Genomic DNA, 21,802 nt, shown 5'->3' with positions numbered 1-21,802 from the left:
TTTGCAAAAGTGAGATGCTCCCCTCTTTAGTTCTGTATTAGACTCAACACAGAAGCGTTGTATTCTTAACTCCCCAGAGAACCCAAATCAAGACCTTAATATCACGAACAACAAACAGATCAATAATAAACCCAAAAGTAACAGCAAAGCCTGATTGCGTTTTACCCAACTTTTCACAGTTACAGCAAAACTCTTAGTGTAACGCTGCTGTTCCAACTCTAACTTTGTCTCTTCAATATTTTGGTAGAGGGTACAGTCTTTGGCGTAGGGACGTTTAGGAAAATTGCAAGTATCATCAGCGTGATAGGTGCAAGTGTCGCACAGATACCCATCCCCAGCGGCGCGGTGCAATGGAATACCGGGATGACCGTAAGCTTTGAGTGTAGTCCGACAATAGGGACAACTAATAGCTTGACTATCAACAAGTTGATGGCAGTGGGGACAAGATACAGTAGCCAAAACTTTAGCGCAAATAGGTAAACACTTTGATTCTAGCCATTCTTGGATTTTACGAGCAACAGAGGCAAAAATTTTTACAAGGGAGAAATTAGCGGATACAATTGTAAAGTTGGATGCCTCTCGGTGCTAGTATGATTGCTGACTATGGCTCGACACTGCAAAACATTTTTCAAGCGATCGCTCCAAATAGTAACGAATCTGATGTAGAGCAAAAGGTAGTAGTTCCCCTCTTGCACATACTTGGTTATAGCAATGCCGATTGGCAATCTCAAGTTGTAATTCTACAATCTAAGCTTGATTTCCTAGTGGGTCAACCAGATTCCGCTTTAATAAAACCAGCCTATTTAATTATTGAAGTTAAAGCACCCAGTAAAAACATTGCCCACAGCGTTTGGCAAATTAATAATTACATGCGTCACACTGGGTCTGTTATCGGTCTGTTAACCAATGGCTATGACTTTCGTATACTTTATAACTATGATAAAAAAATTACAACTATTGTAGAGTATTCCCAAACCACACTTATTTATAAATATAGGTCATTTTACAAAATTTTATCCAAAAAAACTTATTTAAACTTTACTTCTACTTTGTATAAAAATCAACAAAATATTCGATTACAGTTTTTAAATTTAATCTCAAAAGAGGTGCAACAAGAAGATATGTTGGGCTTATTCAACAAAGGTAAAACTTCTCCCATTTCAACACAGCAAACAAGTGCAGAAAAGATTTTAGTTTCAGAAACTAAGGAGGAACGTAAATCAATGATTATTACTGTATTTAATAACAAAGGAGGAGTAGGTAAAACTACAACAACTATCAACCTTGCTGCTGCTCTCAACAAGCTAGGTAAACGAGTGCTGCTGATTGATATTGACGCTCAAGCTAATCTGACAATGGGATTAGGAATAGATCCTTTAGATGACGTTGAAAAGCTAGGTAAAAAAGATATTACCCATCTATTGACTGAGCCAAGAACTAGCTTAGAAGAAACGATTATTCATAAGAACTGGGATAATGTTGAACTAGATATTGTTCCATCTCACATTCGTTTGAGTTATATGGAAGCTACGTTAATTAATACACCGGATATTGATCGCGTACTAGCCAAGAAGCTTAACAAATATCGAAATCAATATGATTATATTTTAATTGACCCACCACCATCATTTGGTAAAGCTAATACTATTTCGCTCATGGCTTCCTCTGGAGTATTAATTCCTACCCAGTTAGCTCCTTATCCTATCCGAGCATTAGAGTACGTGATTTCAAGAGCCATTGCACTTGATGAATCCAAAGATGAACCACTGCCAATTTTAGGAATAGCAGTAAGTATGTACAATAGAGCCGCAAATAAGGTTGCTTTAGCTATGACTCAGCAAATTTTTGATATTCTATCCAAGAATCCAGAAAGTAAAAATATAGAATTATTTCCCCAAGAAACATGGATTCCAAGCCTGAGCATAGTTTCAACTACGCCTAATAAAGGGTATCCAATTTGCTTCGCAGAATTTGATAAAGAATTAACTTCTAAAGATAAAGAAGCTGCACAGGATGCTTTTAACTGCTATATAAAACTAGCTAAACAATTGATTTCTGTTACCAAGGAAAAGGAGTAGGAAAATGAATAGCGCAGAACGTCGCGATCGCATTGTTGAATATTTACGTATCAAATCAATTTCCCACGGACAAGTTTACACTTTTCAAATTGCTGTACCAGAATCTGAAACTGTAGAAGTTCCTTTTGAAAAACGCGAATACTTAAGGAACAGCCTTACTCAACAAGGTACTAATTTAATTCCTCTGATTGTGCGCCGTACTGAGGCATACAGTGAAGAAGAGGAGTACGAAGTTGTTTATGGTGCTGATTGGTGTTTAGTTGCTAAAGAACTTGACATTGAGAAACTCTGGGTTTGGGTATTTGATATGACCGATGTGCAAGCTGCTGCTGCTAAAGAAGAAATGCAGCAATTGCTGAGTTTTTCAGATTCCTCGGATTCTATCGCTGTAGTATTACCATCAGTTTCTGAAGACACAGAATCAACTACAAAAATACTTAAGCAGCTTAATAAATTATTTCTTGAAGTAGAAACGCTTAACAAAAAGATTGAGCAACTTAGTACATCGGTTAAAAAATTGGAGGAGAGTCCAAATAAGCAAACAAATATTGATATTCAGTTAGTTCAGCAATTTACAGAAGCTGTTAAAAAGATTATTGAAGAAGTTCCAAGCAAGCCATTGTATAGCATGAAAAAAGACCAACTACAAGAAATTGCAAGAAAACAAGGGATTAAAATAACAACACGGATGACAAAGACTGATATTCTCAATGCTCTTGAAAAAGCTGATAAAAGTCATGGAGACTAACTGGGTCATATCATGATTTCCATAGTTTAACCCTGCATTTGTCGCAGTGCATTAAACGCCTTACCTCGCCACCCAACTGGTAATAACGATAAAGCTAAACCAGTCCAAGCTTTAGCAGTCGAAAAAGACTGTCCCCCTAAAACTAGCTCTCTGCCTTTTTGCGTTTCACCCTTTTCAATTAAACGCAAACCTAATAATAATTGCGTTTCAGTTAAACGATTTTTCCTGACTTTCTCTAATTTTTCAGACTCAAACTTATAACTTTCTAAATACTGAATTTTATCAAATAAATAAGGAATGGCTCGATTAATACCTTGCTGTTCTGCATGGTAGCGATATTCCATCAATAATTCTGGTAAGTAATAGCCCTTTTTTCCAGCCAAAGCTAGACGCACAAATAAATCATTATCCTCGCAATTTTGCAGATTTGGCTGCATATATCCTAATTCTTGCAAGGTTTTACGGCGAAATAATGTCGCCCCAACTTGAAAGCTTTGCTGAATAAATACGACTTCTAACAAATTATTTACAACACCTGCTGGTAAATTCTTCCTACCCCAGCGATGAGAATTTTCTTGAGTTTTTGCCTCATCCCGGACATTGTTAATATCAATTATCCAATGGTCTGTACCAACAAAATCAATGCTAGAGTCTTGAGCAAGAATAGCTGATGTACTTGCCAGAAAATCGGGTGTTAGTCGGTCGTCATCATCAAATTTAATAAAATATTCACCACTGGCAGCATCAAAGCCAGAGCGCATATTATTACTTTTACCAATATTTTGCTGATGACGGATATATTTTATCCGATCTTCAGTGTATTGTGACATCAATTCGGGTGTGCGATCGCTAGAACCGTCATCACAAATAATTAGCTCAAAGTCTTGCTCAGACTGATTGAGTACACTGTCAATTGCGAAAGGCAGTAAATTAACTCGATTAAACGTGGGAATGGAAACACTAACTTTAGGCATTTTTGCAAGATGATAGTGGACATTGCTCACTAAACTAAACGCTTAATGAGCAAGGCTGGGCAAAAGCTAGGTGTAGGAAATAGTTTGATTAATTTTATTCCAAACTTTTTTGATAAATCGATTGCTTCTAGCCGCTATGGTAGGTGGCTTCAATCGCTTCGGTTTCTGCTCTGGTTGCTTCAGAAAGCGATAGTGCAAAAATTCATTTTTGTAACGGATATCAACATCTTCACCTTTACACAAGCGGGCAAATCCAATAGCAGAATAGCCCATATAGTGAAGACGATGAATTGGTTTTAATCCCTGTTGGTTGTAAAGAACATTATCAATATTCACAAATGGATTTGCATTAGCACAGTTACCAGTTCTATCTTCACCATTGGGACTGAGTGTAAAGTTAAATAGTGGTCGAGCAATTCTAAAAGTCATGTAACTAAATAAATCTGCGTCACACCACCAAGCGATTTCATTAATCAATTCGACTTCTTTATCTTCTATCAATCGCTTTTTGAGTATTTTTAATTCTTCAGCGCCTAAAATACCCTTTTTGGAACCAAAAAAACTAGAACAGTGGATTTCTCGTCTGATTTCAGATTCAGGCAAAGACATTTTTTGTTCTAACTTCGGCAAGTCGAAAGCTGCAACTGAAGTTTGTTTTGTGTGTTCCCAGTCATCAAACACAAAGTCGTATTGGTCTAGTTTTTCTAAAACCTTATCCAACTTATTCATTGCCAAACTATCAGCATCATAAAATACAAATCTTTCAAACTCACCATCAAAAGCACACATTTTTCGGATTAAATTATTTTTTTTATTCCATTCGATAGAAGGTTTATTTTTTCGACCATTTCTTGGATAAGCGTTCCAAACTTGAACGGCAAAATCCTCCCATTTTTTGATCGAGCTTTTCTTGTCAAACAAGGTGACATTTGGTCGAGAATCTATCTCCTGTTTAACTCGTTTTAAGCGGTCATCATAGGGAATAATACAAATTGGAATATCTGGACTAACATTTACCTCAATGCTGTTTAGCAAAGCTACTAGTTGGTCAAATACTACGTCATTAGCAAGTGTGTAAATTCCAAAATTATCCATTGTAATAAATTCTTTTGATTTTTGATTTACTGAGTAAAGCCAATTCTCTGTGAAGCTGCACATCATTTAGACCCCTTCCAACCTTCCCAAACTCGCGGGAAGCGCCGCAGGTAGTGGGGTTATTTCTACACATCTTTATACAGAATTGGTGTAACGCGAATAATACATCGCTATTTTTTGACCGATTATTCTCAAATAACAATATAGACATTTTCAACTTGATGCTGAAATAAGCAGGAAGCTATTTTGGTTACGGACGATACTAAGTATTATTCAACTATTTAGAAGTGCTTAAAACTCTAGCTGTTAAACAATTGCCTCCTAGAGAATAATCTCAGCAACCCGGCGGTTCCCACACCCCAAGCACCATTAACTAATAAACCTGTGACTATTCCCACAAGTTTCCAGCCGCCTGCGATGGGTTGACCCTTGAGTGGTGCAACTACAAACCAAGCCACTAGCGTCGGAGCAATTGCACCAAAGATTAAAGCTCCTAACCAATAGTTTTGATCGTGTCGAAAACGAGGTGCAATTACTACCAAAATCAGTCCCCAAATCCCTCCCCAGAAAGCATTTGACCAAATTTGCGGGATTCCTAATGGTTGTGTTGGTGCAGTTGAATAAGGGGCGCGAGGTGTAAAATTTACTGCATGTAGCAGCGCCAATACACCTTGATGAAATAGCAAAACAGACACAAAGCCTGCAATAAATCCTAATGCAAATCGAGATAAGGCAGCTTTTTGAGTCATTGCTTATACAAAAAGGTACTTATTTGCAGTTGCAGATGTGATTTTAATGATTGACATTTCCCATTCCCTTTTCTCCATTTTCTTTAGAGCTTGCTTCTGAGAGTTGTCTATGATAGTTTGCTAATTAGTCTAAATACACTAAGTCTATCGAATTACCGTACTTTGTTAAACACTATCGTTGATATAGCCGAAGGAGTGCAGAGTTAAGATTACTTAAGTACTTTACCAAATATATGACAAGTGGAAAAGCCAATCTTGCCAATTGGGAAGTAGATACTTGATATAAACCTGAATTTTTCAACCTATCGAGAGTATTTCCGATCGACCAAGCGCCTGCTGCGATCGCACTCAAAAAAATCGCCAACGCCAAGGATGGAAAGTAAACTTAGTTTCCTGAACTTAGTAGCGAGGATAGCACCCTACAATGAATATACGTATGCAAACTATTCACAACCGTAAAGTCAAAGGTGGAGGCTAAACGTTGGCACAATTCCAAGCAGAACCTCTGGCTTTATCAAGCTCTCAAAAAAATTGGGTCTTACTCGGTGTCGGACTTGGGGTATTCATGTCTACCCTGGATGTGGGGATCATTAATGTTGCTTTGCCCACATTAGTGCAAGCCTTTGGCACTAGTTTTCCTACCACCCAATGGGCTGTATTGAGTTACCAGTTGGTCAGTTCTGGTTTAGTTTTGGGAGCAACCCGCTTGGGGGATATGTGGGGTAAGAAGTCCCTATACCAAGGGGGACTAGTTCTGTTCACTTTCAGTTCGCTGTTGTGTGGTTTTGCACCTAGTATCGAGTGGTTGATTGGCTTTCGGGCGCTTCAAGGATTAGGTGCTGTGTTCATTTCTGGGCTTGGTTTAGCAATTATCACAGAAGTTTTTCCCTCTTCCGAGCGAGGTCGGGCTGTTGGCATCATCGGTAGTGTAGTGTCACTGGGAATTGCTTTTGGCCCCTCTGCTGGCGGATTGCTCTTAAGCTGGTCAGGCTGGCATAGTATATTCTTCATCAATGTACCCTTGGGGATTATCGCTAGTTTCTTAATAGCTCGTGTAGTGCCACCTTCTGCACGCATTGAGGGCAAACAGAAATTTGACTTTTTGGGAGCCATATTAGCTTTATTGACTCTGGGTACTTTTGGGCTGGGTATGACGCTAGGGCAAAGCCAGGGCTTTAGCAGTACTAATGCATTGATATTATTAGCGATCGCTACCGTAAGTTTCATTACATTTTTGGTAGTTGAAGCGATTCTAAAGCAGCCACTACTAGAGCTAAAGCTGTTTCGCAATCTTCAGTTGAGTATGGGTTTGCTAAGTGGCTGGTTAGCATTCATTGTTATTGGCGGTTCGCTACTGATCGTCCCTTTCTTTCTAGAGAACGTCAAGCATTATCCGACGGTAAAAGTAGGGCTATTACTAGCCGTATCGCCTGTACTGAGTGGGTTAATTGCTCCACTGGCTGGAATACTTTCAGACCGTTTTGGCGCTCGACTAATCAGTTCGATTGGGTTGGGGTTGATGATTGGCGGCTGTCTGGGGATTAGCACCTTTGATGCTCAAATTACTGAACTAGGCTATGTATCGCGCTATTTTATTTACGGCATTGGATTGGGTTTATTTCAATCGCCCAACAACAGCACTGTTATGGGATCGGTACCGAGAGAGCGGCTAGGGATTGCTTCTGGGCTGTTATCTTTGTCACGTACCTCAGGAAACACCGTAGGAGTTTCTCTAATTGGGGCAGTATTTGGAGCCTTAATCGCTAGTATGTCTGCGGGTGCAGATGTCTCTGTCGCCCCTCCTGATGCGATCGTTGCAGGATTCCAAGGAACCTTTCGCTTCGCAGCCATAATACTCTGTGGAGCAGCAGTTGCATCCGTTTTGAGGATCGGTAAGAGGTGGGAGGCAGGGGGGTAGGGGAGAAATCAATTCAAAATTCAAAATTCAAAATTCAAAATTCAAACATTTTAGAACTTCTACCTCTCTGCTTCTTCCCAATGCCCAATGCCCAATTATCAATCACTAAGGAGTTAGATAAATGACAGGTAAATTAGAAGGAAAAGTCGCAATTATCACTGGGGCTTCAGCAGGAATTGGAGAAGCAACTGCGATCGCTTTGGCTTCAGTTGGAGCAACAGTAGTACTCGCTGCGAGGCGTGGCGATCGCATTCAAGCATTAGCAGAACGCATCGAAGCTAATGGTGGCAAGGCATTACCTATTGTCACTGATGTGACTGATGAAACTCAGGTAAATAACTTGGTGGCAAAGGCCAATGCAGAATTGGGAAGGGTTGATATCCTTGTGAATAATGCCGGGATTGCCTTACTGGGCACAATTGAAGCGGGAAATAGCTCAGATTGGCGGCGATCGTTTGACCTCAACGTATTAGGACTGCTATATGCTACTCATGCCGTTTTGCCTTTGTTGAAGGCGCAAAAATCAGGGCATATAGTCAATATCTCCTCAGTGGCTGGCCGGACAGCGCGGGCGGGTGTTGGTGTTTACAATGCTACCAAATGGGGTGTCAATGCTCTCTCGGAAGCATTGCGCCAAGAAGTCCACAAAGACAACATCCGCGTCACCATTATTGAACCAGGTTTAGTAGATACGGAAATTGACAACCAAATTACCGATCCCGTTGCCAAACAACGGATCGAAGAACGACGCAAGTCAATTCAACCTCTGCAAAGCGAAGACATTGCGGCTGCGATCGTTTACGCTCTTACGCAACCGCCACGCGTTAATGTCAACGAAATCCTCATCCGACCAACGGGACAAGAACATTAAGTAAACATAAAGTCCAAGAGGCGGAGCGTCTTTGGCTCTGCCTCCTGTCAGGAATTAGAGATTATTATGATGTCTGGCAAATCAACCGTCATTAGTTAATTGCGATATGGTCGTGTTACTCGCAACGCACCGTAGCGGAGGGATACGATCGCATTAAAATTCAGGTTAGCAAAAGCTCAAAGTTTTTCTTGCTGGAGTAAGTTTGTCTATAACATTGAATTGCTTGTAGCTTATTATATGATTTTACATCATTTTCCGAAAGGATAATACTCATTCCGTCAAAATTTTTGAGCTTATTCCAAAAACTTGGTTCAAACATAATTAGAAGATGTTTAGAACTGATTGGATAAGCTACTTGGACACCAGATGAGGACAAACCAGTTCCAAAATCTTCGTGGGGTTTGATTGCTATTGGATTATCTGAAGTCCATAGTGAAATGGAAGTTGAGTTCACACCAAATAACCAAATATAACTTGATAAGATTTTTGATATTTCTGAATCAGAACCTTGATCGAGAATCTTAGAGATATAAAATAAATGTTGTGCTATTGAGTCTTCTTCTATCCCTATCTTTAAAATATCATGAAAAGAAATTGAACTACTTGAAGTTTTTGGAAAAGGAAAGTTAAACTTTTGAATATCTATATTATTCTTGATTATTGCCCGCTCCATTCTTTCCTTAAGAGCGTTCAAAGATTGAAACATTTCTCTAATTTGCCATCTAAGCGTAGTTGTCCTGACTAACTGAAGTGCTAAAAAGGCAGAGAATTTTTTCTTTGCCTCTTCGTCTAGAACTCCAAGAGAATCAAATAAGTTTTTTTTCTCTATTTCTTCAAGACAATTTATTATCCGCTTTAGAAACTCTCCAAAGCTTGATTCTACTTTAGACAGATCATCTTCAATGAACTGAGATTTTGTTTTATCCCTTAGTTATTCAGGTAAAAATGGCTCAGGAAAGTCATTAAAATACCTATCTTGGGCAATATCTTTCACATCAGCAGGATAAATAGATTTTTTTATCTTATCCAAAACAAATAGTTTTTTGTCTTCACCAACAAAATTTCTTAAATAGCATTGAGGTACGAAGTGCTGCTTCTTTTTAGCTTTATTCATTTAAATTAATCTTCTAACCATTTTTCAGTGAAATGTAAATTTTCAGCGATCGCTCTTGTTACTAATCTAAAATCTTTTCTGTCAAGCGATTGCCCATAAGTGAAAAGCCTTGAGCATAAGCTATTTCAGAAAAGACATTTTTGAAAGCAACTTGGTACTAAATTTTAGCAAGAATCGCTTGGGCAGCAGCTTCATCGGTAATCAATCCTGTAATTAACTTGCCATGCAGAGCAGCTAAAATCGCCTCCGCTTTTCTCACACCACCCGCCACACCAATAATCAGTCGATGAGCGGGTTGTTCGAGGGCTACACTGGCAACCCGGCTGTTTGTCCCCTGTTGCAGCAATACTCCGCGATCGCTGTAAGCCCAACCTGCAATTTCTCCGACTGCTCCTAGTTCAATCAATTCAGCCACCTCATCGTCATTGATGAAGCCATCTTGATGTAAAGGAGCATTCCAGGCAATGTGACTAATTCCGACAAACGTTGCTTTGGCTTGCTCAGCAAGAGTTTTGACGGCGAGAAACGATCGCTGAGTCTGCAAAAGTTCTCGTTCTTCAATGCTAGTCGCCACAACCGGAGTCGGTACTGGGTAAGCTTGGGAACCGACGCGATCGGATAAATGCATAACCACTTCGTGACGACCTGCACGCCCAGAGTGGGACATATTGCCAATAATTGACACAATTTTATGCTGGGGTTGGTTCATTGAGGGTATCTGCTCCACCATTGTTCGCAATGTGCGACCTGATGACAACGCTAGTATGGTCGGGGTTTTAGCCATCAGGTAAGCCTCTAGGTGGGTGGCAGCACATACACCAATTCCGTATAATGTATCACCACTCCCTGCATCAGTTGGTACTACTTCACAAAGTGATAGAGCAAAGCGATCGCGTAACGACTCAGCCAGAGCAATGCATTCACTCAAGGGATGATCGAGTCGAAATTTAATCAATTTTTCACTGACTGCCAGTGCCACTAAGCGTTGTGCAGCTTGCCGGGAAACATTGAGCTTGGCAGCAATTTCTTCTTGCGTATTGCCGGCGATGTAATAGAGCCAAGCAGCATGTGCAGCCAGGTCTAATTTGCGCGCCCTAAGAGGCAAGCCAGCCTTGCTGGCATCGCGCTGCTCTAAAAAAGGTTGTCCCATATACTACCTGCAAAAACTATGTATCTGTCAAAGGTATGATTGCATTTTTTAGAGTATATGCCCAAAGATACAATATTTGCTCAATTATTTTTAAATTTCTATTATCCCCCAGTAACCTCCAAGTTAAAGCCAGTAATGTAGCTTGCCTCTTCACTCATCAAAAACGCTACCCCATTCGCTACCTCTTCCAGGCTTCCTAAACGCCGCATTGGTACTGAATTAATCATCTGTTGCTCAACTACTTTGGGATCGGCATCAAAGTACTGCGATCCTACTGCTGCTTGTAATTCGGTTTGCCGCGTCCACATAAAACCAGGGCCAATCAACGCAGGCGAGAGCGCATTCACCCGAATGCCGTAGGGAGCTAAATCTTTCGCTGCCGTCTGAGTAATTCCAATGACAGCAAACTTAGAAGCAGCATAAGCTAACATATTTGGCGGCCCAACTACCCCTGCATAACTCGCCATATTAACGATCGCGCCTCCACCTGCATCGCGTAATTGTTGTGCAGCAGCCTTGAGAATGTGGAAAACGCCGACAACGTTAATGTCGATCACCTTTTGAAAGTCGTCTTCAGGATATTCGTCAGTCGTGGCAAACACTCCTTGATAACCCGCGTTATTAAATACATAGTCGATGCGCCCAAATTGCTCAACAGCACCAGTAAAGGCTTTAGCAACATCATCACTAGATGTAACATCACAGCGAAACGTTCCGACTGGAACGTTGTACTCTTTTAGTTCCCCAGCCACATCTGCCATCTTCGGTTCATTCAAATCTAGCAGGGCTATTCCTGCACCATTGGCAGCAAAACGGTGTGCAGTTGCCTTGCCAATATCTCCTGCACCGCCAGTAATTAGGATCGTCTTACCTGCAAACTGATAAGTTGCTTTTGCCGTCATAGATTCAACCTCTTATTGAAGAATTGTTGCAAATGACCGTGATGGAAATCAGATTGGTATGATTTCTATTATTGAGCTTTTGCCCAATAATAGAGCATAAAATCAAAAATTTATTTCCTTCGGTTTTTACTTTAAAGGAGTCATGCGATGCGTATCCCCCGCTTCGCTAAAGTGCTGGTTGCATTTCTCGCTGGAATAATGCTGGTGCATCTGCTATATGCTTGCTCACCGCGCTCCCAAGCCGCAGACAAAACTAAACTAACGATCGCCACTGTAAATAATGGCGACATGGTGGTGATGCAAGGGCTTTCTCGCAAATTTGAAGAAGCTAATCCTGATATTCAACTCCGGTGGGTTGTGTTGGAAGAAAATGTGTTACGCCAACGCACAACTACAGATGTTGCAAGTCAAGGTGGGCAGTTTGATGTCATGACCATTGGTTCCTATGAAACGCCAATCTGGGCTAGACGGGATTGGTTAAGACCCTTGGATCTAGGCGCAAACTATGACGTAAACGATTTACTCAAACCCATACGTGAAGGACTTTCCAATAACGGCAAACTATATGCCGTACCATTCTATGGGGAAAGTTCCATGCTGTATTACCGAAAAGACTTGTTTGAAAAAGCTGGGATTGTGGTTCCTCAACAGCCAACTTATCCCCAAATGAGAGAATGGGCAAGCAAAATCCACGATCCAGCACATGGGGTTTATGGAGTTTGCCTGCGCGGAAAACCCGGTTGGGGTGAAAACGTCGCATTTGTTTCCACATTGGTTAATACCTATGGTGGACAGTGGTTTGATATGAAGTGGCAACCAACCATCGATACTCCAGCTTGGAAAGAGGCGATCGCCTTTTATGTCGATTTGCTTAACAAATACGGGCCGCCCGGAGCCAGTTCTAATGGATTTAATGAGAATTTAGCATTATTCTCCACAGGCAAATGCGGGATGTGGGTAGATGCAACCGTTGCTGCTGGCTTATTATCCAATCCGAAAGAATCCCAAGTTTATAACAAAGTTGGCTTTGCTCGTGCGCCAATTGAAAAATATCCCAACGGCTCAAATTGGCTTTGGGCTTGGGCGCTAGCGGTTCCAAAAACCTCAAAATCACCAGAAGCCGCGCAAAAGTTTGTTGCTTGGGCAACCTCTAAAGAATACATTCAACTGGTTGCCAAGGAGAATGGCTGGGTTGCTGTACCACCAGGAACTCGGACTTCCACTTATGAGAATCCCAACTATCGAAAAGCTGCACCCTTTGCAGAAATCGTGTTAGCAGCAATCCAATCTGCCGATGTTACCCGTCCATCCGCACAACCAACTCCGTATAAAGGAGTTCAATACGTTGATATTCCAGAATTTCAAGCGATCGGTTCTTCAGTCGGGCAAACCTTGGCGGCAGCGTTAACCAATCGAACTTCCGTAGACCAAGCGTTACAGCAATCCCAGAAATCAACTGAACGCTTCATGAAACACACGGGTTATATCGAATGAAATGGGGCATTGGGCATGGGTAAAAAGAGCCGATGCTCAACTACAAAACATTCAAAATCTAAAATCCAAAATCTAAAATCTAAAATTCCTTTGGGTTATGTCTTCTTCATTAGCGGTAAAACCTCAACACGAAACGCCACCACCTACCAAGCAACGGACTACGCGGCAAGTATCAACCTTACCTCTGGTTGCGCCTTCGGTCGTTCTCCTACTGCTGTGGATGATTGTGCCTCTGGTGATGACCGTATGGTTTTCTTTTCAGCGTTATAACTTGCTGAATCCAGATGCACGTAAATTCATCGGGATTGAAAATTTCACTTTCATCCTCAGTGACTCAGCTTTATGGACATCGATCGCTATCACAATAGTTTTGGTTGTTTCTGTTTTAGCAATCACAATTGGTCTGGGTACATTACTAGCAGTACTATTTGACCAAGACTTTTATGGTCGTGGAGTGGCGCGGGTGCTGGCAATTTCACCATTTTTCGTGATGCCCACAGTTAGCGCCCTAATCTGGAAAAATATGCTGATGCATCCAGTGAATGGGCTGTTTGCTCAAATTACTAGAGGTTTGGGTTTAGGGGCGATCGATTGGTTTGCCAGCGTTCCCTTGCTTGCCATCATTATTATTGTGTCCTGGGAATGGCTGCCCTTTGCCCTGCTGATTTTGTTGACTGCAATTCAGTCACTCGATCGCGACCAGTTAGAAGCTGCGCGGATGGATGGCGCAAATGCGATCGCTCTATTTCGTTTTGTCATGCTACCCCATCTGAGCCGCGCCATTTCTGTGGTTGCCATGATTGAGACAATTTTCTTCCTGACCATCTTTGCGGAAATTTTTGTTACCACAGGCGGCGGGCCAGGACTTGCAACCACTAATCTAGCTTATTACATCTTCTTAAAAGCCTTGCTGGAATTCGATGTCGGCGGTGCTTCAGCCGGTGGATTAATTGCCGTAATCCTTGCCAACATCGTGGCAATCTTTTTGATGCGTAGTGTTGCTCGTAATTTGGATACTTAACATGGCACGTAAAACCTCAAAGATTTGGCTATGGACATTACTCGGCTGGCTTGCTGCCTGCATATTGTTTTTTCCAATTTTCTGGATGTTTCTCACCAGTTTCAAAACTGAAGTCGCGGCAGTATCAACTCCCCCTCAGTTGTTTTTCCGCCCGACATTGGAGAATTATATTGCCATCCAAGACCGGGCAAATTATTTCAATTATGCGTTTAACAGCGTAGCGATTTCCCTTGGCTCGACTATAGTCGCGCTGCTGCTTGCCGTACCTGCCGCTTACGCAATGGCATTCTTCCCAACCAAACGCACCAAGGGGACTTTACTCTGGATGCTGTCTACCAAAATGCTGCCACCCGTTGGTGTGCTAGTGCCAATCTACATTTTGTGTCGCAACGCCGGATTGCTGGATACTCACATTGGTTTAATTATTATTTATACCCTGATTAATTTACCAATCGTCGTCTGGATGATTTACAGCTTCTTCAAAGAAGTTCCTAAAGAAATTCTCGAAGCCGATCGCATGGATGGAGCAACCACACAGCAAGAACTTGTGCATGTGTTGTTGCCATTAGCAGTGCCCGGAATTGCATCTACTGCCTTACTTTCGATTATTTTGTCATGGAACGAAGCATTTTGGAGCTTGAACTTGACAACAGCAGATGCAGCCCCACTCACAGCTTTTATTGCTTCCTTTTCCAGCCCTCAAGGATTATTCTGGGCAAAACTTTCCGCAGCATCAACACTAGCGATCGCACCCATCCTCATTTTCGGCTGGCTGAGTCAACGACAGTTAGTGCGGGGTCTGACTTTTGGTGCTGTGAAGTAGAAGGCAGGCACTCTTACGGCTTTGCGTAAAATCTTGGCGAATTGAGGTTTTAAATTTAAACGCATAGGCGCTTCGCCTTCCCGCAGGGTAGGGGCGCAGAGGTAAGCGCAAAGGTACGCAGAGAATTTGCTACGAATTAATTAAATGTTGCACTCTTCTCTGTGTGACAAAAAACTTAAACTCATTAATGGAAATATTTTATGTCAACAGTTGCTTTAAGAAATATCCATAAAACCTACGCCGACACAGAGATCATCAAAGGGATCGATCTCGACGTGGGCGATCGCGAGTTTGTCGTCTTCGTCGGCCCCTCCGGCTGTGGAAAATCAACTTTACTCCGCATGATTGCTGGACTAGAAGAAATTTCCTCCGGCGATTTACTCATTGATGGACAAAAAGTCAATGATGTGCCACCGGATAAACGTGGTTTAGCAATGGTGTTTCAAACTTATGCCTTATATCCCCACATGACAGTGGCAGAAAATATGGCCTTTAGCCTCCGACTTGCGGGTATGCCCAAAGCCCAACGTTATGAAAGGGCGCGTGAAGTCGCTCGTATCCTGCAACTAGAGCCGCTTTTGAACCGGAAGCCCAAAGAACTATCAGGAGGACAACGGCAACGCGTGGCGATCGGTCGTGCTTTGGTGCGTAATCCCAAAGTATTTTTGTTTGATGAGCCACTGTCCAACCTGGATGCTTCATTGCGGGTGCAGATGCGGATTGAGCTTGCCAGTTTACACGACAGCCTGCAAGCCACCATGATTTATGTTACCCACGATCAAGTTGAGGCAATGACCCTTGCCGACAAGATTGTAGTGTTACAGGGCGGCATTATCGAACAAATGGGTTCTCCCTTGGAACTGTACCATCATCCCCGCAATTTATTCGTTGCCGGATTTATTGGTTCACCGAAAATGAACTTTATTTCGGTGACAGTTTCAGCCGTCAATGACTCTGGGGCAACAGTCAGACTCCCTGGTGACGCAAGCGTAACGATTCCGGTGAAGCCTAAAACCCTCTCAGTTGGGGATAGAGCAACATTAGGGATTCGTCCCGAACATCTGCGGCTCGATCAAAGCAACCCAAGCGTGAATGGTGAAGTATTAGTCGTAGAACGATTAGGCGGAGAAACCTTTCTCTACATCAAGATTGCGGGTGGCGAAACTATAGTTGTGCAAACAGACGGAGATAATCCAGCCATGATGCACGATTACGTTCCGATTTACATTAATGGTGAGCTTTGCCATTTGTTCGATCGCGACGGTGAAGCCATCCCCAAAGTTCATCGTCACCACCTAACCCAGAATGAATCCCATGAACAGCAATATCAGCACAGGATCGGCAATCAAGCTGAATGAAGCATCTCTGTCTCATTTAGGCAATAACATTCGCGTACCCAATTACGATCGCCATCAAATCACAAACGGTATTGTCCATATCGGTGTGGGTGGGTTCCATCGCGCACATCAAGCTTTATATCTGGATAATTATTTTCATCAAAATCCCATTAGTGAATGGGGAATCTGTGGGGTTGGGCTACTAGAATTCGACAAACGAATGCGGGATGCACTGAATTCGCAAGATTGTTTATATACCTTAGTTGAAAGATCCACAGAAGGCGATCGCGCTCGTGTGATTGGAGCAATTACAAAATATTTGTTTGCTCCAGATAACCGTCAAGCTGTGATTGACACCTTAGCAGATCCCAAATGCCGCATCGTTACCCTCACCATTACCGAAGGTGGCTACTACTATATTGAAGGTAGCGGTGAATTCGATGTCAATCACCCAACAATCCAGTACGATTTGCAGCATCCCGACGAGCCAATTGGAGTATATGGCTTTTTGACAGCAGCCCTTAATCGCCGCCGTCAACAGGGAATCGCACCGTTCACCGTGTTGTCCTGCGACAATCTCCAAGGTAACGGCAACATTGCCCGCAAAATGTTAACCGCATTTGCCCAAATGCAGAACCCGGAATTGGGACATTGGGTTGCCGAACAGGTAGCCTTTCCCAACTGCATGGTCGATCGCATCACCCCCGCCACAACCCCAGCAGATATCAAAATGGTGGCGGAACAGTTTAACATCGATGATGCTTTTCCAGTTGTTGCCGAACCGTTCCTTCAGTGGGTAGTCGAAGACAATTTCAGTGCAGGTAGACCTGATTGGGAATCAGTTGGTGTGCAGATGACTAAGGATGTTCATCCTTATGAAATGATGAAAATCCGGCTACTCAACGCCAGTCACTTGTTGATTGGCTATCTTGGCTCCTTGGCAGGTTACACCTACGTCCACGAAGTCATGGCTGATCCCTTGATTCGGCAAGCCGTCGATCGTTTAATGGCAGAAGTTACGCCCAGACTTCAACCTGTACCTGGAATTGATTTAGATAATTATAAAAAAACCTTAATTGAACGCTTTGCCAATCCCAAGATTCGAGATCAACTCCCGCGTCTTTGCTTCAATAGCTCCGCTAAGATGCCAAAATTTGTTCTCGGCTCAGTCCGTGACGCGCTGCAACAAGGAGGGGCAATTGAATACATGAGCCTAACGGTTGCTGCTTGGTTCCGTTACCTCAAGGGACAGGATGACCAAGGCAATACCATTCCCATTGATGACCCAATAGCAGGTACTCTGACTCAACTAGCTCGTACCAGTGGCTCTGATGCTAAACCATTGCTTAACCTAACTGAGATTTTTGGCGATTTGTCCCAGTCACCGCTTTTTGTTGATGCAGTTACGAACCATTTACACCGATTGTATGAGTTTGGAGCTAAAGAAACACTAGCCCGATTCTGAGAGAAAACCGATTTTCGATTATAAGTGGAGTCCATACCGAAATGCGAATTGAACCATACGAAGATAGTTATCTTGATGCCATCAAGAGCCTTTCGATTCGGGCATGGACTCCGGTTTTTGATTCACTTGAGAAAGTGATGGATCTTGACGTGTACCGTTCATTCTATCCCGATTGGCGTGTAAGCCAGCTTCACGCTGTCGAGGAAGTCTGTACTGCTGCGGACAATAAGGTGTGGGTTGCCATCGACAACTCCGGTGCAATCCTGGGCTTTGTAGCCGTGAAACTCCATTCCGAGAGCAGCATGGGAGAAATCTATATGGTTGCTGTCGATCCAGACTATCAACGTCAAGGTATTGGCACCGCTTTGATGGAATTCGCTCTTGATTGGATGCAAGTTGCTGGGATGTCCGTTGCTATGGTTGAAACCGGAGGCGATCCAGGTCATGCACCAGCACGTTGTACCTATGAAAAACTAGGTTTTAGGCTGTTCCCAGTCGCCAGGTACTTCAAGAAGTTGGGTTAGTTCACGATTAAGAATTTGGAGGAGCAATTGACTGAAATCGTAGTTGGCTTAGACTTGGGTACAGGAGGAGTAAGAGCGATCGCAGTTGACCTCCAAGGGCAAATTATCGCTCAAGCAACCAAAAGCTATCCCCTATTAACTCCACAACCTGGTTGGACAGAACAAAATTCATCCGATTGGGTCGAAGCAAGTTTAAATGCTCTCTTTGATGTCACTCAACAGCTAAACAGACATCGACCGCTCGCCCTCGGTTTGTCTGGACAAATGCATGGTATGGTTCCTCTCGACGCGGATGGCAAAGCAATCAGACCAGCAATTTTGTGGAATGATCAGCGCACAGGTAAAGCTGTTGCTGAAATTGAAGCCGCTATTCCCCGTCAGGAGTTGATTCAGCGCACTGGAAATCCGGCAATTACTGGTTTTCAACTGCCGAAGCTCTTATGGTTGCGAACTGAAGAACCACAAGTATATACTCGGTTGTGGCAAACTCTTTTACCAAAAGATTATCTGGGATATGTGCTAACTGGCGAACCAGTAACGGAACCATCTGATGCGTCTGGTGTCGGCTGTCTAAATCTGGCGAATCGGCAATGGGATACAGATATTCTTCATGCTCTTGATATCAATCCAGCGTTGTTTCCCCCGGTAATCGAATCTACTGCGATCGCTGGACAACTCAAATCAGAAATAGCCGCCCGTGTGGGATTACCAGCCGGATTACCTGTGGTCGCAGGTGGAGGTGATAATGCCGCAGCAGCAATCGGTTTGGGCATCTCATCAAGCAACCTGAGCCGGGGTAGTTTGAGTATTGGCACATCAGGAGTTATTTTTGCACCGTGCGATCGCCCAATTCCCGATCCTGAAGGTCGGGTACATTTATTCTGTCATGTGGATGGTGGCTATCATCTGCTGGGGGTGACGCTAGCAGCAGGTGGTTCTCTGCGTTGGTATCGAGATACATTTGCACCGCATATATCTTACACCGAACTGATGGATATGGCAGAGCGATCGCAGCCTGGTGCGCGTGGTGTGCTATTTCTACCCCACCTCGCAGGAGAGCGCAGTCCCCACCTCGATCCAGATACTCGCGGTGCTTTCGTGAATTTGTCATTAGCTCATACACAAGCAGATATAACTCGCGCTGTCCTGGAAGGGGTTGCATTTAGCTTGCGGTCAGCATTGGAAGTAATTAGTGCGATCGCTCCCCTCGATCAACTCTTAGCAACGGGTGGAGGCGCACGTTCTCACCTCTGGTTACAAATTTTGGCAGATGTTTTGCAAACAAAACTTATTGCTCCCAAAGCTGAAGAAGGAGCTGCTTACGGAGCAGCTATTTTGGCAATGGTGGGGATTGGTGTTTATCCGAATTTAGCAACTGCACTCAAGATTTTATCGCAAGATACTAATGTGGTACAGCCGCAGCCAAATCCTTTGTATGAAGCAGGATTTAAGCGCTACAAGCTACTTTACGATACATTGAAAGCTGTTCGTTGAGAATTAAATTATCTTAAAGTTAGAGTGAATTACTGAAGATTTACAGAAAAAATAATATACATTATGTCACTCAGTCGTAGCGACCTCGAAGCCGGAAACATACAGACGAGACTATTAGAAGCATCACACTCTGGAATCAAGCTAACTACCCTGAGCGAAGATGAGTTACAGCGATCGCTTGATACAACACTACAACAGCAGCCACCAAATTCTGATATCTGGATATTTGCCTACGGTTCGCTGATTTGGAATCCCTTGATCGCATACGTAGAGCGCCGTGCTGGGATCGTTTATGGTTGGCATCGGCGCTTCTGTACATGGATGATCCTCGGTCGCGGTACTCCAGATAATCCCGGATTACTCTTAGGACTCGATCGGGGCGGTAGCTGTCGTGGAGTTATTTATCGGATTGCTGCTGCTGATGTCCCATCCGAATTACTGCTGATTTGGCGACGGGAGATGTTGGGTGGTGTCTACATTGCTCGTTGGGTGAAGGTATTTGATGGTACGCAGGAATTCCTAGCGATCGCTTTTGTTGCTAATCGTCAACATCCCAGGTACGCTCATCAAATACCATTCACAACCACTGTTAATAGCATTGCCACCGCATCGGGAAAATTGGGTTCCTGCGCTGATTATCTGATGAAAACTGTTGAAGGATTGATGGCAGCAGGCATTAAAGATAGACAATTACTCTTGTTACACAAGCAAGTGTTGGCAAAACAACAAGCGCTTTTAGTTAGTAGCGATCGCTCTACTTTAGTGCCTATTTCCGGGCAACAGCCATGATGTGAGCGCTCATCCCCAGTATAGAGGGTTCGGTTTCTAACCAACGAATTGCTTCTAAAAGGCGATCGCGGCGACCGACATCATTCCAGTGTTCCTGAAAGTTTTGTAGTAACCAGCCTGCCCCTTCAATCGCTAAAATCTTTTCAGAATGTAAACCCGCTTCTTCAACCTCTGCTTTGAGTTCTTCTGGATGATGAAAGAAGGTTTTTGTAAAGTAGCGAGGATGGTTGTTTGGGTTACGGTGTTGACCATCAATCAAATCCTGTCTAACAATCTCTACAAACTCAGGATCGTCTAAATGTCCGCCAAATAATCCATCTAAGGTTGAAGCAAAGCGAGAAACTCCCGCAGCAAAAACAAAACCTCCAGTTTTTAAGATCCGATGAGCTTCACGCAAAGCAATAATCCGATCTGTGCGCTCAGTCAAATGATACAAAGGCCCAAATAACAGAACAGCATCAACGCTATTATCCGCCCGATTCAGTTGCCGAGCATCTCCAACTGCCAAACTAGCTAGAGGATATTCCGGTTGAGCTTGAGACAAATGCCGAGCTTGCTCTATGTGCAAAGGAACCGCATCAATAAGATGGACTTCATAGCCTTGTTGAGCAAGCCAAAAAGAATAAACGCCAGCGCCACCGCCAACATCGAAAATGACTGCGGGAGGAGGCGATAGGTAACGGCTAATAAGTTCTTGGCTTCGGGCTAATTCCAGCAAACCTGCACCTTTTGATAACCGATCTTGCTCCCGACCACTCGCGTAATGGATTAACGCTTCATCTCCAAGCAGATTGTTTAATTCAGATAAATCTGGCATCGTGAATCTCAACTTCAATCAAATCATTATCTTTAAGGTTATATAGCTCTCGCAGTTTCACATCGCAAGCTATCTCAATAATTGTTTTCGGATGATCTCCATTTTCAGTATTATTTTTGTCTGTTCTTAAGATAAAAGCATCTCTGCCAAATATCTTACAGGGAACAATGCTCACAGAAACAGTCCCTCCATATTCTTCCTTTTCCAGACGCATAACATTTTTTGGAAGATGGTAAGGTCGCTCTAACTGAATATTTAAAGTTCCAGGGAAGAATTTCATTCCGGTTTTTCTCAAGTAATATTCTTGGAGTTTCTCAATCCAGTAAGAAAAGTTTCCTAAACCACTAACAACCTTACCTTTTAAGATTCTCATATATCTTTATGTATAGAACCCATTTGACATCTTTTACTATCTTGAAGTACAGTTACCGCAAAAGCC

20 protein-coding genes and 1 pseudogene are annotated in these 21,802 nt (G+C 42.9%); 12 read left to right on the top strand and 9 right to left on the bottom strand.

The genetic code is table 11. The features are described from left to right. Positions 1-87: 87 nt before the first annotated feature. On the bottom strand, positions 88-459 hold the full coding sequence (locus RM049_RS06620; protein WP_322682681.1) for a zinc ribbon domain-containing protein: 372 nt from the start codon (positions 457-459) through the stop codon (positions 88-90). A 113-nt stretch (positions 460-572) separates the two neighbouring features. On the opposite strand from RM049_RS06620, the gene RM049_RS06615 reads away from it, so the two are divergent. Together RM049_RS06615 and RM049_RS06610 are read left to right on the top strand one after the other, a co-directional pair. Further along, positions 573-2,078, top strand: coding sequence for an AAA family ATPase (locus tag RM049_RS06615; RefSeq protein ID WP_322703602.1), 1,506 nt, complete (start codon positions 573-575; stop codon positions 2,076-2,078). 4 nt (positions 2,079-2,082) lie between these two features. After that, positions 2,083-2,826, top strand: a complete 744-nt coding sequence (locus tag RM049_RS06610; RefSeq protein WP_322703601.1) for a Rho termination factor N-terminal domain-containing protein — start codon at positions 2,083-2,085, stop codon at positions 2,824-2,826. A gap of 26 nt (positions 2,827-2,852) precedes the next feature. Here the strand turns inward: RM049_RS06610 and RM049_RS06605 are convergent, their stop codons facing one another. The 3 genes from RM049_RS06605 to RM049_RS06595 form a co-directional block, all read right to left on the bottom strand. After that, positions 2,853-3,800, bottom strand: a complete 948-nt coding sequence (locus tag RM049_RS06605) for a glycosyltransferase family 2 protein (RefSeq protein ID WP_322703600.1) — start codon at positions 3,798-3,800, stop codon at positions 2,853-2,855. Positions 3,801-3,866: 66 nt separating this feature from the next. Next, positions 3,867-4,895 carry an Npun_R2821/Npun_R2822 family protein gene (locus RM049_RS06600; RefSeq protein WP_322703599.1) on the bottom strand — a complete coding sequence of 343 codons (1,029 nt, stop codon included), beginning with the start codon at positions 4,893-4,895 and terminating at the stop codon, positions 3,867-3,869. A gap of 299 nt (positions 4,896-5,194) precedes the next feature. Beyond that, entirely contained in the window at positions 5,195-5,644 is a 450-nt protein-coding gene (locus RM049_RS06595) for a hypothetical protein (RefSeq protein WP_322703598.1), read from the bottom strand. A gap of 481 nt (positions 5,645-6,125) precedes the next feature. Between RM049_RS06595 and RM049_RS06590 the strand changes: the two genes are divergently transcribed. Beyond that, positions 6,126-7,562: a DHA2 family efflux MFS transporter permease subunit gene (locus RM049_RS06590; protein ID WP_322703597.1), complete on the top strand. Its 1,437-nt coding sequence runs from the start codon at positions 6,126-6,128 to the stop codon at positions 7,560-7,562. Between the two features lie 121 nt (positions 7,563-7,683). Beyond that, positions 7,684-8,433, top strand: a complete 750-nt coding sequence (locus RM049_RS06585; RefSeq protein ID WP_322703596.1) for an SDR family NAD(P)-dependent oxidoreductase — start codon at positions 7,684-7,686, stop codon at positions 8,431-8,433. A gap of 160 nt (positions 8,434-8,593) precedes the next feature. Here RM049_RS06585 and RM049_RS06580 read toward each other — a convergent pair. The 3 genes and pseudogenes from RM049_RS06580 to RM049_RS06570 all read right to left on the bottom strand — a co-directional run bounded on the left by RM049_RS06580 (position 8,594) and on the right by RM049_RS06570 (position 11,599). After that, positions 8,594-9,547, bottom strand: a pseudogene (locus RM049_RS06580) (DUF4238 domain-containing protein). Between the two features lie 157 nt (positions 9,548-9,704). Next, positions 9,705-10,697 carry a sugar-binding transcriptional regulator gene (locus tag RM049_RS06575; protein WP_322703595.1) on the bottom strand — a complete coding sequence of 331 codons (993 nt, stop codon included), beginning with the start codon at positions 10,695-10,697 and terminating at the stop codon, positions 9,705-9,707. A 101-nt stretch (positions 10,698-10,798) separates the two neighbouring features. Beyond that, positions 10,799-11,599, bottom strand: coding sequence for an SDR family NAD(P)-dependent oxidoreductase (locus RM049_RS06570; protein WP_322703594.1), 801 nt, complete (start codon positions 11,597-11,599; stop codon positions 10,799-10,801). Between the two features lie 147 nt (positions 11,600-11,746). On the opposite strand from RM049_RS06570, the gene RM049_RS06565 reads away from it, so the two are divergent. The 8 genes from RM049_RS06565 to RM049_RS06530 all read left to right on the top strand — a co-directional run bounded on the left by RM049_RS06565 (position 11,747) and on the right by RM049_RS06530 (position 20,546). Then, the gene (locus tag RM049_RS06565; RefSeq protein WP_322703593.1) at positions 11,747-13,093 is read left to right on the top strand and encodes a sugar ABC transporter substrate-binding protein; all 1,347 of its coding nucleotides are present in this window, start codon (positions 11,747-11,749) and stop codon (positions 13,091-13,093) included. A 97-nt stretch (positions 13,094-13,190) separates the two neighbouring features. Next, a complete protein-coding gene (locus RM049_RS06560; protein ID WP_322692251.1) occupies positions 13,191-14,114 on the top strand; it encodes a sugar ABC transporter permease in 924 nt (307 codons plus the stop codon). 1 nt (position 14,115) lies between these two features. After that, on the top strand, positions 14,116-14,937 hold the full coding sequence (locus tag RM049_RS06555; RefSeq protein WP_322645705.1) for a carbohydrate ABC transporter permease: 822 nt from the start codon (positions 14,116-14,118) through the stop codon (positions 14,935-14,937). 200 nt (positions 14,938-15,137) lie between these two features. Further along, positions 15,138-16,295, top strand: coding sequence for a sn-glycerol-3-phosphate ABC transporter ATP-binding protein UgpC (locus tag RM049_RS06550; RefSeq protein WP_322703592.1), 1,158 nt, complete (start codon positions 15,138-15,140; stop codon positions 16,293-16,295). Beyond that, positions 16,252-17,739 (top strand): mannitol dehydrogenase family protein, encoded by a 1,488-nt coding sequence (locus RM049_RS06545; protein WP_322703591.1) that lies wholly within the window; start codon positions 16,252-16,254, stop codon positions 17,737-17,739. Before RM049_RS06550 ends, RM049_RS06545 begins: the two co-directional genes overlap by 44 nt. Before the next feature lie 149 nt (positions 17,740-17,888). After that, positions 17,889-18,263, top strand: a complete 375-nt coding sequence (locus tag RM049_RS06540; RefSeq protein ID WP_322703590.1) for a GNAT family N-acetyltransferase — start codon at positions 17,889-17,891, stop codon at positions 18,261-18,263. Between the two features lie 27 nt (positions 18,264-18,290). Further along, on the top strand, positions 18,291-19,757 hold the full coding sequence (xylB, locus tag RM049_RS06535; protein WP_322703589.1) for a xylulokinase: 1,467 nt from the start codon (positions 18,291-18,293) through the stop codon (positions 19,755-19,757). Positions 19,758-19,820: 63 nt separating this feature from the next. Then, positions 19,821-20,546: a gamma-glutamylcyclotransferase gene (locus RM049_RS06530; protein WP_322703588.1), complete on the top strand. Its 726-nt coding sequence runs from the start codon at positions 19,821-19,823 to the stop codon at positions 20,544-20,546. Here the strand turns inward: RM049_RS06530 and RM049_RS06525 are convergent. Continuing rightward, entirely contained in the window at positions 20,524-21,363 is an 840-nt protein-coding gene (locus tag RM049_RS06525) for a class I SAM-dependent methyltransferase (protein ID WP_322703587.1), read from the bottom strand. The two genes, RM049_RS06530 and RM049_RS06525, sit on opposite strands and share 23 nt — an antisense overlap. Further along, entirely contained in the window at positions 21,347-21,736 is a 390-nt protein-coding gene (locus RM049_RS06520) for a DUF120 domain-containing protein (RefSeq protein ID WP_322703586.1), read from the bottom strand. The genes RM049_RS06525 and RM049_RS06520 overlap by 17 nt, the downstream gene beginning before the upstream one ends. Positions 21,737-21,802 lie beyond the last annotated feature (66 nt).

Origin of the sequence: Nostoc sp. DedQUE04, from assembly GCF_034530995.1 — a bacterium.
Lineage (GTDB): Bacteria > Cyanobacteriota > Cyanobacteriia > Cyanobacteriales > Nostocaceae > Nostoc.
The sequence above is the reverse complement of the archived record's forward strand: the minus strand, read 5'-3'. Positions and strand labels throughout refer to the sequence as shown.